General features: G+C 41.8%; 11 protein-coding genes. All 11 read left to right on the top strand.

The window, feature by feature from the left end:
* The first annotated feature begins 70 nt into the window (after positions 1-70).
* The 11 genes from EG2_RS06140 to EG2_RS06090 all read left to right on the top strand — a co-directional run bounded on the left by EG2_RS06140 (position 71) and on the right by EG2_RS06090 (position 14805).
* Positions 71-1360 (top strand): glycoside hydrolase family 125 protein, encoded by a 1290-nt coding sequence (locus EG2_RS06140; RefSeq protein ID WP_060813972.1) that lies wholly within the window; start codon positions 71-73, stop codon positions 1358-1360.
* A gap of 32 nt (positions 1361-1392) precedes the next feature.
* Positions 1393-4077, top strand: coding sequence for an alpha-mannosidase (locus tag EG2_RS06135; RefSeq protein WP_060813971.1), 2685 nt, complete (start codon positions 1393-1395; stop codon positions 4075-4077).
* A 5-nt stretch (positions 4078-4082) separates the two neighbouring features.
* Positions 4083-4940, top strand: a complete 858-nt coding sequence (locus EG2_RS06130) for an ROK family protein (protein ID WP_060813970.1) — start codon at positions 4083-4085, stop codon at positions 4938-4940.
* A 248-nt stretch (positions 4941-5188) separates the two neighbouring features.
* A complete protein-coding gene (locus EG2_RS06125) occupies positions 5189-6070 on the top strand; it encodes an ABC transporter permease (protein ID WP_086269301.1) in 882 nt (293 codons plus the stop codon).
* Positions 6071-6083: 13 nt separating this feature from the next.
* The gene (locus EG2_RS06120; protein ID WP_060813969.1) at positions 6084-7004 is read left to right on the top strand and encodes a carbohydrate ABC transporter permease; all 921 of its coding nucleotides are present in this window, start codon (positions 6084-6086) and stop codon (positions 7002-7004) included.
* Positions 7005-7026: 22 nt separating this feature from the next.
* Positions 7027-8499 carry an ABC transporter substrate-binding protein gene (locus EG2_RS06115; protein ID WP_060813968.1) on the top strand — a complete coding sequence of 491 codons (1473 nt, stop codon included), beginning with the start codon at positions 7027-7029 and terminating at the stop codon, positions 8497-8499.
* Between the two features lie 196 nt (positions 8500-8695).
* On the top strand, positions 8696-9316 hold the full coding sequence (locus EG2_RS06110; RefSeq protein WP_060813967.1) for a YesL family protein: 621 nt from the start codon (positions 8696-8698) through the stop codon (positions 9314-9316).
* On the top strand, positions 9309-11054 hold the full coding sequence (locus EG2_RS06105; RefSeq protein ID WP_003125959.1) for a sensor histidine kinase: 1746 nt from the start codon (positions 9309-9311) through the stop codon (positions 11052-11054). Before EG2_RS06110 ends, EG2_RS06105 begins: the two co-directional genes overlap by 8 nt.
* A complete protein-coding gene (locus EG2_RS06100; RefSeq protein ID WP_060813966.1) occupies positions 11038-12528 on the top strand; it encodes a response regulator transcription factor in 1491 nt (496 codons plus the stop codon). The genes EG2_RS06105 and EG2_RS06100 overlap by 17 nt, the downstream gene beginning before the upstream one ends.
* Positions 12529-12635: 107 nt before the next feature.
* Positions 12636-13220, top strand: coding sequence for a YczE/YyaS/YitT family protein (locus EG2_RS06095; protein ID WP_003125961.1), 585 nt, complete (start codon positions 12636-12638; stop codon positions 13218-13220).
* Between the two features lie 361 nt (positions 13221-13581).
* Positions 13582-14805: an MFS transporter gene (locus EG2_RS06090; RefSeq protein WP_060813965.1), complete on the top strand. Its 1224-nt coding sequence runs from the start codon at positions 13582-13584 to the stop codon at positions 14803-14805.
* Positions 14806-14867 lie beyond the last annotated feature (62 nt).

Raw genomic sequence — 14867 nt, 5'->3', positions numbered from 1 at the left:
TAGACAATGCTAAGAAACATCGTTATACTGAATTCGTGAAATGATATATCAAATTTAGGACGGTGACCAAATGGCTTATCAAGAAATACCAAATTCAGTTGCAAACTTTATGCAGGAAATAACCGAACGTTGCGGAAGTGAACATGCGGATTGGGCAAAAAACTTCAATGCTGCTTTTGCTAACACATTGTTGACAACGGTCAAACGCCATGAAGATGGCACAACATTTCTACTGACAGGGGACATTCCGGCGATGTGGTTGCGAGACTCAACCGCGCAGGTACGGCCTTATTTAGTAATTGCCAAAGAAGATGAAGAGCTGGCAGCAATGATCAGCGGATTAGTCAAGAAGCAATTTTTTTATATCAATATCGACCCTTATGCCAATGCCTTTAATGAAGCGGCAAATGGCGCCGGGCATCAAAGCGATTTGACAGAGATGAATGATTGGATCTGGGAACGAAAATATGAGATCGATTCTTTGTGTTATCCGATTCAATTGGCGTACCTGTTGTATAAGAATACTGGCAGAACAGATCAATTTAATGACGATTTTGTGAGCGGTATCAAAAAAGCCCTTCATGTTTTTGCCACGGAACAAAATCATCAAGAATCTCCTTATCGCTTTGAGAGAGAAACATGGCGCAAAGAAGATACCTTGATCAATGACGGGAAAGGAGCGCCTGTCGTACCAACTGGTATGACCTGGTCGGGATTTCGTCCCAGTGACGATGCCTGTACCTATGGTTATCTAGTTCCTTCGAATATGTTTGCTGTAGTGGTCTTAGGCTACATTGTTGAGATTTTTAGTTCTATCTTGAATGAACCAGCGATTGTTACTCAAGCAAAACAGCTCCAATCAGAGATCCAAGCAGGGATCGATGCGTTTGGCAAAACTACCAATCAAGCGGGTCAAACGATCTATGCCTATGAAGTCGATGGTCAAGGCAATGCCACTGTGATGGATGATAGCAACGTACCGAATTTGATTGCCGCCCCTTATTTAGGTTACGGATCAGATCAAGATGAAACCTATTTAGCCACACGCAAAACGTTGCTCAGTTCCGAAAATTCTTACTTCTATGAAGGGAAATATGCGAAGGGAATCGGAAGCTCTCATACACCAGAAAACTATGTGTGGCCGATCGCGATGGCAATGGAAGGCATGACGACACCAGATAAGGCGGAGAAAGAACGAATTCTCAATCAATTAGTTGCAACCGATGCTGGCACCCATTTGATGCATGAAGGATTCGACGTGGATGATCCGACGAAATATACACGGGAATGGTTCTCATGGGCCAATATGATGTTTTGTGAGCTTGTCATGGATTACTTTGATATTCGAGTAGAAAAATAAGCATCTCCGGCAAAAACGAGAGGAGTTAGACAATGAAAAAACAAATTTATATCGTATCTCATAGTCATTGGGATCGTGAGTGGTATATGCCTTATGAGCAACACCATATGCGCTTGATTGAATTGATGGATGATCTATTGGAATTGTTTGAGAAAGATCCTGAGTTCCACAGTTTTCATTTAGATGGTCAGACCATTATCCTAGATGATTATTTGGAAGTTCGTCCGGAAAAGCGGGCAGCGGTCAAACGAGCAATCGATCAAGGAAAATTACAAATTGGTCCCTTTTATATTCTTCAAGATGACTTTTTGATTAGTTCAGAGTCCAATACCCGCAACATGTTGATTGGGATGGCTGAAAGCAAAAAATGGGGAACACCCGTCATGTTGGGCTATTTCCCGGATACATTCGGGAATATGGGTCAAACGCCGCAAATGATGAAGCAAGCCAACTTGCATAGTGCAGCTTTTGGTCGAGGAGTTAAGCCAATCGGGTTTGATAACGAAGTCTTACCGGATGATCAGTTTACCTCCCAATACTCAGAAATGAATTGGCGAGGTCCAGATGGCAGTGAGATCTTTGGTCTACTTTTTGCCAACTGGTATTCCAATGGCAATGAGATTCCGGTTGATCGGGAAGAAGCTCACCAGTTTTGGACACAAAAATTGCAAGATGTTGAGAAATTTGGTTCGACAAATCATTACTTGATGATGAATGGTGTGGACCATCAGCCTGTCCAAAAAAATATCAGTGAAGCGATCCGCTTAGCGAATGAATTGTTCCCTGATTATGAATTCAAACATGCTGGGTTCACAGAATACCTTGCAGCAGTTCAAGCGGATTTGCCAGCAGACCTTGGGACCGTGAGCGGCGAATTGACGAGTCAAGAGACAGACGGCTGGTATACGCTAGCCAACACGGCCTCCTCGCGGGTTTATTTGAAACAATGGAATACGCGCGTCTCACGTCAATTGGAAAATGTGGCTGAACCATTAGCAACGATGGCGTATGAGGTAACGAAGAAGTATCCCCATGATGTGCTGGACCACGCTTGGAAGCTGTTGATGCAAAATCATCCTCATGACAGTATTTGTGGCTGTTCGGTGGACGAAGTGCATCGGGAGATGATGCCGCGATTTGAAAAAGCCAATGAAATCGGCAAGTATGTCGCTGATGAAGCAGTAGCACAGTTGCTAAATGCCATAGATACTTCCGCTTTTCCAAAAGAGAGCCGACCATTTGTTGTCTTTAATACCTCAGGGACGACGCGTTCGGGCATCGTTGAAGTGGAAGTAGAACTGAGCCGGAAAACATTCCGAGAAGGACTTCCTAGCCGGTTATATCAAGAGTTGCAGCAACAGCCGAAAGGTTCTTACCAAATCATTGATTCTGAAGGAAAGATCTTACCGGCAAAAATCAGCGAAGAAGAAGTGCTTTTTGACTATGAATTACCGAAAGACGCTTTTCGGATTCCTTTTATGAAGCGTTTTGTCAATGTACAAGTTCAAGTGGATCAAATGCCGGAATTTTCATGGCAGACCTTTGCACTGATTGAGGCTGACAAGCCACAAGTAGCATCTACGACAGAAAAAATCGTTTCAGCAGATGGTCGTGTTTTAGAAAACGCGTTTGTCCAAGCAACGATCACTTCAAATGGCAGTCTGACCATCAAAGAAAAAACAACCGGGAAAGAATTGACGGATTTATTGGTTTTTGAAGATGTTGGAGATATCGGCAATGAGTATATTTTCAAACAACCTGAAGGGGATCGCGCCATTTACTCAACAGCTTTTCCTCATCAAATTGAGGTCATCGCAAATTCTGCTCTTTATGGCGTCGTTAAAGTAACGCAAATGATGCAAATTCCAGTATCGGCTGATGAGCAATTACTTGAAGAACAAAAAGCAGTCGTCGATTTCCGTTTCCGTAAAGCACAAAGGGCGCAACAAACAGTGCCATTTACCTTGGAAACAGAAATCCGCTTGGACTGCAATAGTAAACGAATCAGTTTTAAAACGACAGTGAACAACCAAAGCAAAGACCACCGGTTACGGGCGCTTTTCCCTACGGGTATCCATACGGATCAACATGAAGCTGATAGTATCTATGAAGCAGTTAGAAGGCCAAACCAAGTATCTAGTCATTGGCAAAATCCGACAAATCCTCAGCATCAACACGCATTTGTTAATTTACATGAGGAAGATTTCGGCGTCACAGTTTCCAATACTGGTTTAAATGAATACGAGATCGTAGAAGACAAAATTTGTTTGACATTGTTACGATGCACAGGAGAACTTGGCGATTGGGGCTATTTCCCAACACCAGAAGCGCAATGTATTGGAAAGCATACGTTTGAGTACGGGATTGAGTTGCATGCTCAAGCCAACGAACGCTACGAAACCTATCGACAAGCACAAGCAGCTCAAGTGCCTTGGATCGCCCGGCAAACAGCCATCCACTCAGGTCTATTAGGAAAACAGTCGCAATTCGTGGAAGCCAATGGCGCTACAGTGGCGATCACGGCTCTTAAACGTCGTCGCCAAGATGATTTGCTCGTTCTAAGAGGGTACAATCTTGCCGATACAGCAACATCTTTTGTCGCGAAGAAAGAAAAGACAGATCGTTGCCTGCTTAATTTGTTGGAAGAAGAACAGTCTCAATCAGTCGGAGAAACACTGGCTGCTTATGAAATTCGAACAATCGGTTTGAAGGAGTGAAAAAGATGTTTTATGGTGCAATTGAAGCCGGTGGAACAAAAATGAATTGTGCGGTCGCTGATGAACGATCTATCATTGATGAGTGTTCACTACCTACGACGACACCAGAGGAAACGATGGCTGCTATTTTTGCTTTTTTTGATAAGTACACCTTAGCCACCATGGGGGTAGGATCATTTGGTCCGATTGGGATCGATCCTCAACAAGAAACGTATGGCAAAATCTTAGCAACACCCAAAAAAGGCTGGCAGCAGTTTGATTTTTTAGGGACTTTGAAAAAACGGTATCCCGCCACTCGTTTTGCCTGGACGACAGATGTCAATGCTGCGGCTTTTGGGGAACTGAAACAAGGTGCGGCACAAGGAATGCGCAGCTGTGTGTATCTAACTATTGGCACTGGTATTGGAGCTGGAATCGTGATCAATGAGGAAATCTTCCAAGGCGCAGGTCATCCGGAAGTTGGGCATACTTTTGTGAAACGGTATCCGCAGGACGATTATGTCGGCACCTGTCCCTACCACAAAGATTGTCTGGAAGGATTAGCAGCTGGTCCCTCACTGGAAGCACGGACAGGAATCAAAGGACAACATTTGCCAAAAGATCATGAGATTTGGGATTTACAAGCCTTTTATATCGGGCAAGCACTTGTGAATATCACTTTGACAGTTGCCCCTGATCGAATTGTATTAGGAGGAGGAGTCATGAACCAGCCGCATCTTTTGACGAAGATCCACGATCAGTTTACTGAACAAATGGCTGGTTACATGGAAACACCGGCAGTCACAGAATACATTGTTGCTTGGGGGCTGCCGAACAAAAGCGGTATTATTGGCAGTCTGTTATTAGGAAAAGAAGCCCAATAAAAAAAGTAAAACAAGCAGCAATACGTGCTGCTTGTTTTTTTGTGAAGAAAAATCGTCTTTTGAACGATGGGGAAAATCATACAAAAGATAATAGAAGAGACAAAATCTTTAATTTGTTTCTTTTTACCTTTAGTTTGTTCCTTAATTATTCACAATGAAAGCGTTATTCTTATAACAGAAGGAGTTGATCAAATGTGAAGAAAAAGGGATTTTGGAAAAATGTGTGGCAATTTAAAGCACTTATCTTAATGGCACTTCCCGGTGTCATTTGGTTCATCTTTTTTTTCTATATTCCAGTATTTGTCAATGTCGTTGCATTCAAAGATTTTCGTCTTTCACCAGACGGATTTTTTGCCAGTCTGCAACAGAGCCCGTGGGTCGGGTTTGATAATTTCAAATTTTTATTTGCATCAAATGATGCTTGGCTGATCACTAGAAATACATTGCTTTACAATATCGTGTTTCTAGCATTCAATCTATTTTTTGCCATCGCCTTTGCGATCGTGATGAGTGAATTGCGGAACAAGCGATTGGTTAAAGTGTATCACACCATGTCATTGCTGCCTTATTTTCTTTCATGGGTAGTTATTTCCTATTTTGTCTATGCCTTTTTGAGCCCTGACAAAGGAATTATCAATCAATGGATCACCAACATGGGTGGTGAAGGAATCAACTGGTATGCCGATCCAAAATGGTGGCCATTCATCTTTGTATTCATGAACGTCTGGAAGAGCTTGGGCTACAACAGCATCATTTATTACGCATCGGTAATGGGGATCGATCAAACCTATTATGAAGCAGCGATGGTGGACGGGGCCAATAAATGGCAACAAATCAAAAACGTGACACTGCCGCAATTATTGCCGATGATCTCTGTCTTATTGATTTTGAATATTGGCGGGATCTTCCGGGCCGACTTTGGTCTATTCTACCAAGTCCCTCGTAACTCAGGCGCATTGTATCAAGTGTCTTCCGTTTTAGATACCTACATCTATAACGGCTTGACTGCAACAGGTGACTTTGGCATGACTGCAGCCGCCGGACTTTATCAATCCGTAGTGGGTATGTGCTTGCTCTTAGCTGCCAACTTAGTGGTACGTAAATTAGAACCAGATTCAGCATTATTCTAAGGAGGATGGACGAATGAAAAAGAAAGTAGCAAAGGTCGAAGTCCGTTCCTTTAATCCAACGGTCAACCTGATTTTCAATATTGTTTTGGCGCTATTTGCCTTTTCTTGTGTCTTACCATTTTTATTTGTAATTGCAATTTCTCTGACAAGTGAAACTTCGCTAGCTGAGAATGGCTATCGCTTTTGGCCCGGTGAATTTTCTTTTGCAGCCTATAGCTATCTCTTTAGTGGCGCCATGAGCAGTAAGATTTTTCAAGCATTTGGGATCTCCGTCTTTATCACCGTCTTCGGAACAGTCATCAATGCAACGATGACTTCATTGTATGCCTATGTGATTTCTCGTTCCAATTTCCCATTTCGGCGATTCTTTACGCTCTTTGCATTGGTAACGATGCTTTTTGCCCCAGGAATGGTAGCGAATTACCTAGTAATGGTTAATTTGATTCAATTAAAAGACACGATTTGGGCATTGATTTTGCCGATTGCATTAGGCCCTTTCAATATTTTAGTGATGCGGACTTTCTTCAAGAAGACTGTGCCAGACAGTATTATTGAGTCAGCTCGGATCGATGGTGCCAGCGAAATGAAGATTTTCTTATCGATCGTCTTACCATTAGCGGTTCCAGGAATCGCTACGATCAGTTTATTTGCGGCACTTGGTTACTGGAATGATTGGTTCAATGCATTGTTATACATTCAAAAGGATTCACTAGTGCCCTTACAAGCACTATTGATGCGGATTCAATCGAACTTGGATTATCTAGCTAAAAGTACCGGTATGGCCGCTCAAGTTCAAGGTGGATTGGCCGCACTGCCAAACGAGACTGCTCGGATGGCAATCGTTGTAGTAGCAACATTACCAATTGCCATTACTTACCCATTTTTCCAACGATATTTCGTGGGCGGCTTGACAATTGGCGGTGTCAAAGAATAATAAGGATATAGGAGGAAAACAAATGAAATCGTGGAAAAAAACAATGTTTGCAGGATTCGCTTCAGCAATGCTGTTGAGCTTAGCTGCTTGCGGGTCAAACGGGGAGTCGTCGGATTCTGATTCTAATAGTGCAGATGGCGTAACGACTTTGTTGATGTATCAAGTAGGGGACAAACCAGAGAACTTCGATCAATTGATGGAGATCGCCAACAAACGAATCGAGGAAAAAATCAATGCCAAGATCGATCTGCAGTATATTGGCTGGGGTGATTGGGATCAAAAAATGAGCACGATCATTTCTTCTGGTGAAAACTATGATATCTCTTTTGCATCTAATTTTGTGGCAAATGCCCAAAAAGGAGCATATGCGGATCTGACCGACCTCGCACCAAAATATGCTAAGGAAGCTTATGATCAATTAGACGAATCATATATCAAAGGCAACACCATCGATGGCAAGCTGTATGCCTTTCCTGTTAATGGAAACGTGTATGCGCAACAAGTATTGACATTCAATAAACAATATCTCGATAAATACGACATTGATATCAGCAATATCAATTCTTATGCTGATGCAGAAGATGCCTTGAAAAAATTCCATGAGAAGGAACCGAATATTGCCAGCTTCGCAATTGGTCAAACCTTCAACATTTCAGGGAACTATGACTATGTCATGGGGAAAGACTATCCATTTGCGGTCAAACTTGACGGAGACACTACAAAAATCATCAACCCATATGAAGATGATGAACAAATGGCAAACTTGAAATTGATGCACAAATGGTACAAAGAAGGATTGATCCCAACAGATGCCGCAACCAATACCACTGGCTATCCATTAGAAGGAAATACTTGGTTTATGCGTGAAGAAACCCAAGGTCCAATGGATTACGGCGATACAATTTTGAACAATGCTGCCGGTCACGAATTGATTTCTCGTCCGCTTACCAAACAATTGAAATCAACAGGGCAAGCCCAAATGGCGAACTTTGTGGTGGCAAATGTTTCTAAAAACAAAGAAAAAGCCGTTGAATTCCTTGGTTTGTTAAACAGTGACCCTGAATTGTTGAATGGACTTGTCTGGGGTGTTGAAGGAGAAGCATGGGAAAAAGTGGAAGGGCAAGACAACAAAATCAAATTGTTGGATGGCTACAAACCAAACACTCATATGGCGGCATGGAATACTGGGAACAATATGATCTTGTATACGCAAGAATCGATCACTGATGAAATGATCAAAGAACGTGACGAAAACATTGCTAAAGCCGAAGAATCACCAATTTTAGGTTTCAACTTTAAAACGGATAGCGTGAAGACTGAAATCACCAACATCGCCAATGTCATGAATCGTTACAAAGCAAGTCTGGCTACAGGGACCATCGATCCAGAAGAAAATGTGCCAAAACTAGTGGAAGAATTGAAAACAGCTGGTTGGGACAAAGTTCGTGATGAAATGCAAAAACAATTCGATGAATACCGTGAATCTGGAAAATAATTAGTTAAAATAAGCGGAGCAACTGCGCGTAGGAGCAGATGAGGAGTAGCCGATGAATGATTTCGTCACTCCTCATTTGTTGTACATAATAGAATAAGCGGCGATAAGATACAGAAAAAGTAAGGACTTGCATTTTGAGAAGTGACAAAAAAACGCTATAATAAAACGGGCAAATATCAAGAGGGGATGAGGAAGAATGAAAGAGACAACAAGTGGAGGGTTAGTGAAGGCTTTTCGTCTGATTTGGGCGGTCATTAAACTGAATCTTTTCTTCGTATTGTTTACAATGATGGGCGCAGTTTTGTTTGGGGTTGGTCCGGCATTTCAAACTATCAGTGATTTGATCGAAGAAGAGGGCTTATCTTACGAGGACCAATCGTTTAGGAAGGCCTTTCGCTGTTGGAAGCAAAACTTTTGGCGAGCCAACGCCCGTTTTTATTTATTTTTCGGTTTGCTGGCGATCGCAGCGTATAATTTGTATCTCTCCAGTCAGATCCAAGGACTACTGTGGCTGATGATCGACTTTTTGCTAGTAGTAGTAAGTGGTCTCTTGATTCTACTGTATTTGTATAGCTTATTGTTTGAATCAATTTATGAAACCTCTTTATTGAATACGATCAAACTGGCATTTGTCAGTTTATTTCTAAATTTTGGCACCTTCGCTAAAGTCATTTTTGGTCTCGTAGGTATTTTGGTGTTTACTTGGAGCATGAAAGGATTGTTTTTATTTGGTACCTTCAGTTTGATCTTATTATGGGTCCATTCCGCTTCCCGGAAAGACCGCGCATTGATCGATGGAAAACTGCAATATGAATAAACGAATCTTAGCCCTTTTCAAGCGTGACTTCCTGATCAATCAATTGATGCAGCTTTATAGTGCCTTGTTGATTCTGATTTCGATTTTGATCATGTTAGGGTTGAGTGTCTATACGGGTGTGGATCGGTTTCGGATGAGTAATCGACTCGTCGATGCAACAAGCACGTATTTAGATACGTATATCCAAGAGCGTAATACGATTGTTTCTGAAGTATTAGGAGAATTCACCAGTTCGGATGCCACCTTTGAATCATTGCGCAACTATTTACAGTTATCGATCGCCGATTATTTTTCCTATAGTAATGATATGTTTCGACAATCAGGACAAAATATTTATCTGCCAAATATCCTTTACCGTTTGATCAGCAGTCATCCTGACATTGAAGAAATCATCGTTCAATTGGATGAAAGCAAAGAATATCTAGTTGCTACACCAGACAGACCTTACGGAGAGAAACTGCGGGGCGATCAGATCCAATTGAAAAATCGCCTATATTTTGCGCGGTCGATCGCACAACCGAGTAATTTTGCGCAACCAATGGGACAAGTGTTTGTGGTATTTAATGAAGAGAATGTATTAGCTAATCGTAGTGATGAAAATAGAGAACACGGTATCAAAAGTTTCATATACACAAGCAGTGGACAGCGTCTCTATAAAGATGCACCGAATCTGAATCAGGCGATGATCGACAAAATCGATCAAGCAATGGCCAACAATCAAAAAGAGATCGTGCCGAAATTGTCCCATGATTTTTACATAAAAAAACAAGGGAATATCAACGGAGAAATCACGCTGGTTTTACTAGATAAGCAAGTGATTTGGCGGGATGTCCTAAATTATACATTGTTGATTTTTGGTTGCGGTACGCTGATTCTTTTTGTGCTGCTATTGATTTTGCATCGTACGTTTAAGCGTTACACCCAGCAGGTCAAACAGATCGTTCAAGCAACCCAAAAAGTCAGTCACGGAGATTTTAATGAGCGCATTGATACCACGGGGGTTCAACAAGAATTAAAAACGATCGCCGAGGCGATCAATCAAATGACAGGCAGTATCAATGACTACATTGAGGACATCTATACCCTGGAAATCAAACAGCGGGATGCGGATATGCGGGCATTGCAGGCTCAGATCAATCCTCATTTCTTATACAATACACTCGAATACATTCGGATGTACGCATTGAGCCGCCAGCAGGAAGAATTAGCGGATGTCGTATACGCTTTTTCGGCACTTTTGCGCAACAATACGACACAGGAAAAGATCAAAACATTGGCAGAAGAAGTGACGTTTTGCGAGAAATACGTTTACTTGTATCAAATGAGGTATCCAGATAAAATCGCCTATCACGTAACTATCGAAGAAGATCTGAAACATCTGCTCTTGCCTAAGTTCACTTTGCAACCTTTAGTAGAAAATTATTTTGTGCATGGAATCGACTATCAGCGAAATGATAATGCCATCAGTATCAAAGCCTTCCGACAAAATGGCAAGATTCTTTTGCAAGTACGGGACAACGGAAAAGGAGCAGATCCAGAGCAATTAGCGATGATCCGCCAAGAGCTTGCAGATGACCGAGTCGTCGTACAAACATCCATAGGCATGAAAAATGTTCATGAACGATTAAGGGGGATGTTTGGCGATCATTATCAGATGGAAGTTGAATCTGAAAAAAATCACGGATTCAAGATTTCCATTGCGATCGATGAGGAGATGTTGAATGATGAGTTTATATAAAGCCATGTTTGTGGACGATGAGTACATGATTCTAGAAGGTCTAAAGATGATCATTCCTTGGCAAGAATTAGGCTTTGAAGTCGTTCACACAGCTAAAAGCGCTTCTGAAGCGTTGGAATATTTAGAAACACAAGCCATTGATCTACTGATCACTGATATTCGCATGCCGGAAATGAATGGGATTGATATGATCGCTAAAGCACAGGCAAAAGGCAATACTTTTTTTTCCATCATTTTATCTGGTTATCAAGAATTTGCTTTTGTGAAGCAAGGCATGCAGTTAGGAGTCCGAAATTATCTCGTTAAGCCAGTTAACAAGGTTGAACTCTATGAAAGTGTGCAGGCAATTGCGGAGGAACTGGCACATCAGCAACGAATCGATGAACAAAATGACTTGTATCGAGAATCCAGCTTGTTACTTTGGCTGAATGATGAATTAAATGAAAGTGAGTACCACTTATTATTGGAACAGTCCACACAACCCATCCATCCGCCTTATACGATTCTACAGCTGACAGGGACGCCTGAAATCTTAGAAAATGGGTTTCGTTTTTTTGTCGAAAAAGAACAGCCATTGCTACTGCCAGGACGATTGGGAGAGAATCAGTTGCTGATCGTTTTTTATGGTGAACGTCAACGTCTCTGGTGTCTGCTCAAAGAACTGTCAGCGATTCTAGCAGGGGATTGGCAATTGGTGGTCAGTGAAACGATCAATGAATGGGAAAACTTATATAAAGGGTATGAGAAAATCAAGCAAGTCCAATCACTGCAGACCTTTTACCCGGATTTGCTGCTTAATGAACAAATCATTCAAGTCGATATCTTAGACCGCAACGAAGCGCTACCTTTTCTCTCTTTCAATAAAGCATTGACGATCGGGGATACAAAAACCGTTCAAGATGAATTAGACAAAATCTTTTCAAGTCTCGAGGGGATGCAGGCTGACCCTGAGCATGTCCGTTACGTAGCCTTTCTATTATTCAATGATATTTACCGCCAGTTCCCTGCTTTGACTAGAGAAAATTATGATCGGATCATCACTCGGATTCGAGCATCGAATACGATCCAGGTACTGCGTCAGCTCTTCAACGAGATTTTGCAGTTGGCCAAAGACCAGCCTCAGCAAAAGCGTTATTCTGAGATTGTTCAAAAAGCGGTTGGCATGATTGAAGAGCACTATACGCAAGAGCTGACGGTTAAATCGGCTGCCGAAGCTCTGCATGTTAGTGTAGTCTATCTGGGACAAGTGTTCAAAAAAGAAACGGAATTAAGCTTTAATCAATACGTCAATTTTATTCGGATCAAAAAAGCTCAGCAGCTTCTGCTGCATACGGGGCAAACGATCAATGAGATTGCCGACGCGATCGGATACAATAATACGAATTATTTTTCAAAGATGTTCAAGAAGTTGAATGGTCTGACGCCAAAAGAATTTCGAGAGAAGTATGAGCAAAGTTACGAATCACTGGATTGACCGCTTGAAGGGTTTTTTAGACAGATAAAAGAAATAGTAGTAATCTCTGGAACGGCAAGGTACACTAAGAGAGTCTAGAAAACTAAATTGGAAAAGAGAGTGATGTCGTGAAAAAAATTTGGCAAATCTTGTTAGGTACGTGTTTGATTGCGTTAGCAATTTCATTGCTGATCACTGCCCATCAGGGGTATGATACGATCAGTACATTTTTGCTGGGAATCTTGAATTATGTGTCTGTTCCGTTTTGGATCGCCAGTCTATGTTTTAATTTGGTCGTCTTATTGATCGTAGCTATTTTCGATCGCCAGGAGCTTGGAATCGGCAGTTATATCAATGGGATCGGTCTTGGTTTGCTGATTGGGATTTTTGAGCCGGTTATGGATAAGATTTTTGTTCATTTGCCATTCTATTCTTGGTTGGCGATTTTCATCGCCCCCATCTTGTTCGGCGTTGGGGCAGGGATCTATGTCTCTTCAAATCAAGGATCAGCAGCACTAGAAGCACTAACTGCGCTGATTTATAAACGTACGAAGCTGACCCAAAAGACGATCCGGATCGGCTTGGATGCAGCGATGGTCTTGATTGGCTTTGGTCTGGGTGCCAATGTCGGTATCGGTACATTGCTCTGTATCATCTTTATTGGACCAATTTTTGAAGCCACAGTCAAAATGCTGGCAGCACATTCCAACTAAACTGCTGTCTCTGAAAAGCGCAAGTATAATCCTTTTCGGACAACTTATTCAAAATAAAAGGACTGTTGGACAGAATAAGTACAACGACCAAAGATCTTTAGTCATTAGAGATCTTCAATCGTTGTGTTTCAAAAAACGATATTTCCAGACTGCTGAAATCGGCAGGGGAGATTCGTTTTTTTTGATACTAGCACTTATCACCACTGGCTTTATTGAGATCTGACTTGCAATACCAGTAGGGAGCATTTTTCAACTGATAATACACCAAAAAAGAGAACATACTCTAGCAATTTGAATAGCATTTTCCATGGCGATTGTGAAGGTTCTCTTGCTATACTAAATAAATCTGGAGGAGGTAAAAATGAAAAATTATCAACGAACGATCATTGCTTGCTTTGCTGGGTACATTGTTCAAGCAATCATCAATAACTTTGCACCTTTATTATTTTTGACATTTCAAACACAGTATCAGATTCCACTAAGTCAAATCACGCTTTTAGTTACATTTAACTTTCTAACACAGCTGGGTGTGGACTTTGCAGCGATCTTTTTTGTCGATCGGATTGGTTATCGTATCTCGATCGTCGCGGCGCATTTTTTTGCGGCTGCAGGGTTGATTGGGTTGGCTGTTTTTCCACTTATCTTTCCGACCCCTTTTACCGGTTTACTGACGGCAGTCTTCCTCTATGCAATTGGTGGCGGTCTTCTGGAAGTATTAGTGAGCCCAATCGTCGAAGCTTGTCCAACCCCGAATAAAGAAAAAACCATGAGTATGCTGCATTCGTTTTATTGTTGGGGATATGTTGGTGTCGTCTTAGTCTCAACACTCTTTTTCTTTGTTTTCGGCATTGCTCGTTGGCCATTTCTTACATTGATCTGGGCTATTTTGCCGCTAGTCAATTTGGTTGTTTTTACTCAAGTTCCATTAGCACCAATCGTAGCGGAAGGCGAAGTAGGACTGAAGAATCGTGAACTGTTCTCATTGAAAAGCTTTTGGCTTTTTCTAGTCATGATGGTCTGTGCCGGGGCAAGTGAACAATCAGTTAGTCAGTGGGCATCCACTTTTGCAGAACAAGGACTTGGTGTGTCCAAAACGGTCGGTGATCTTGCGGGACCAATGTTGTTTGCGATCATGATGGGACTTGCTCGTCTGTATTATGGGAAATTTGGCGAACGTATCGATCTACGGAAATTTATGTTTGCAAGCTTATTGCTTTGCTTGGTGGCATATTTGCTGATCGGGTTATCGAGTGTCCCAATTCTAGGCTTTATCGGTTGCGGATTGAGTGGATTTGCTGTCGGTATATTATGGCCGGGAATTTTTAGTTTAACGACAAAATACATTCGTAATGGAGGTACAGCGATGTTTGCTTACCTAGCCTTAGCGGGTGATTTAGGTTGTTCGTTGGGACCTTCATTGGTCGGTTTGTTGGCAGAAGGCAGCGACAAAGGATTGCAGCAAGGAATTTTGGGAGCGGGGATCTTTCCTTTGATCTTGTTGCTTGCAGTTTTCTTAGTGAAACGAATGCACCAAAGGCGTACACAAGTTTTGATTTCAACAGTAAATAAGAGAAACAGCTGTTGAAAAGCAGCTGTTTTTTGTGGTCCAAAAGAATCACTCTAGCCAACAAAGCATCTATCCGCTAT

Origin of the sequence: Enterococcus gallinarum NBRC 100675, from assembly GCF_001544275.1 — a bacterium.
Classification (GTDB): Bacteria; Bacillota; Bacilli; order Lactobacillales; family Enterococcaceae; genus Enterococcus_D; species Enterococcus_D gallinarum.
The sequence above is the reverse complement of the archived record's forward strand: the minus strand, read 5'-3'. Positions and strand labels throughout refer to the sequence as shown.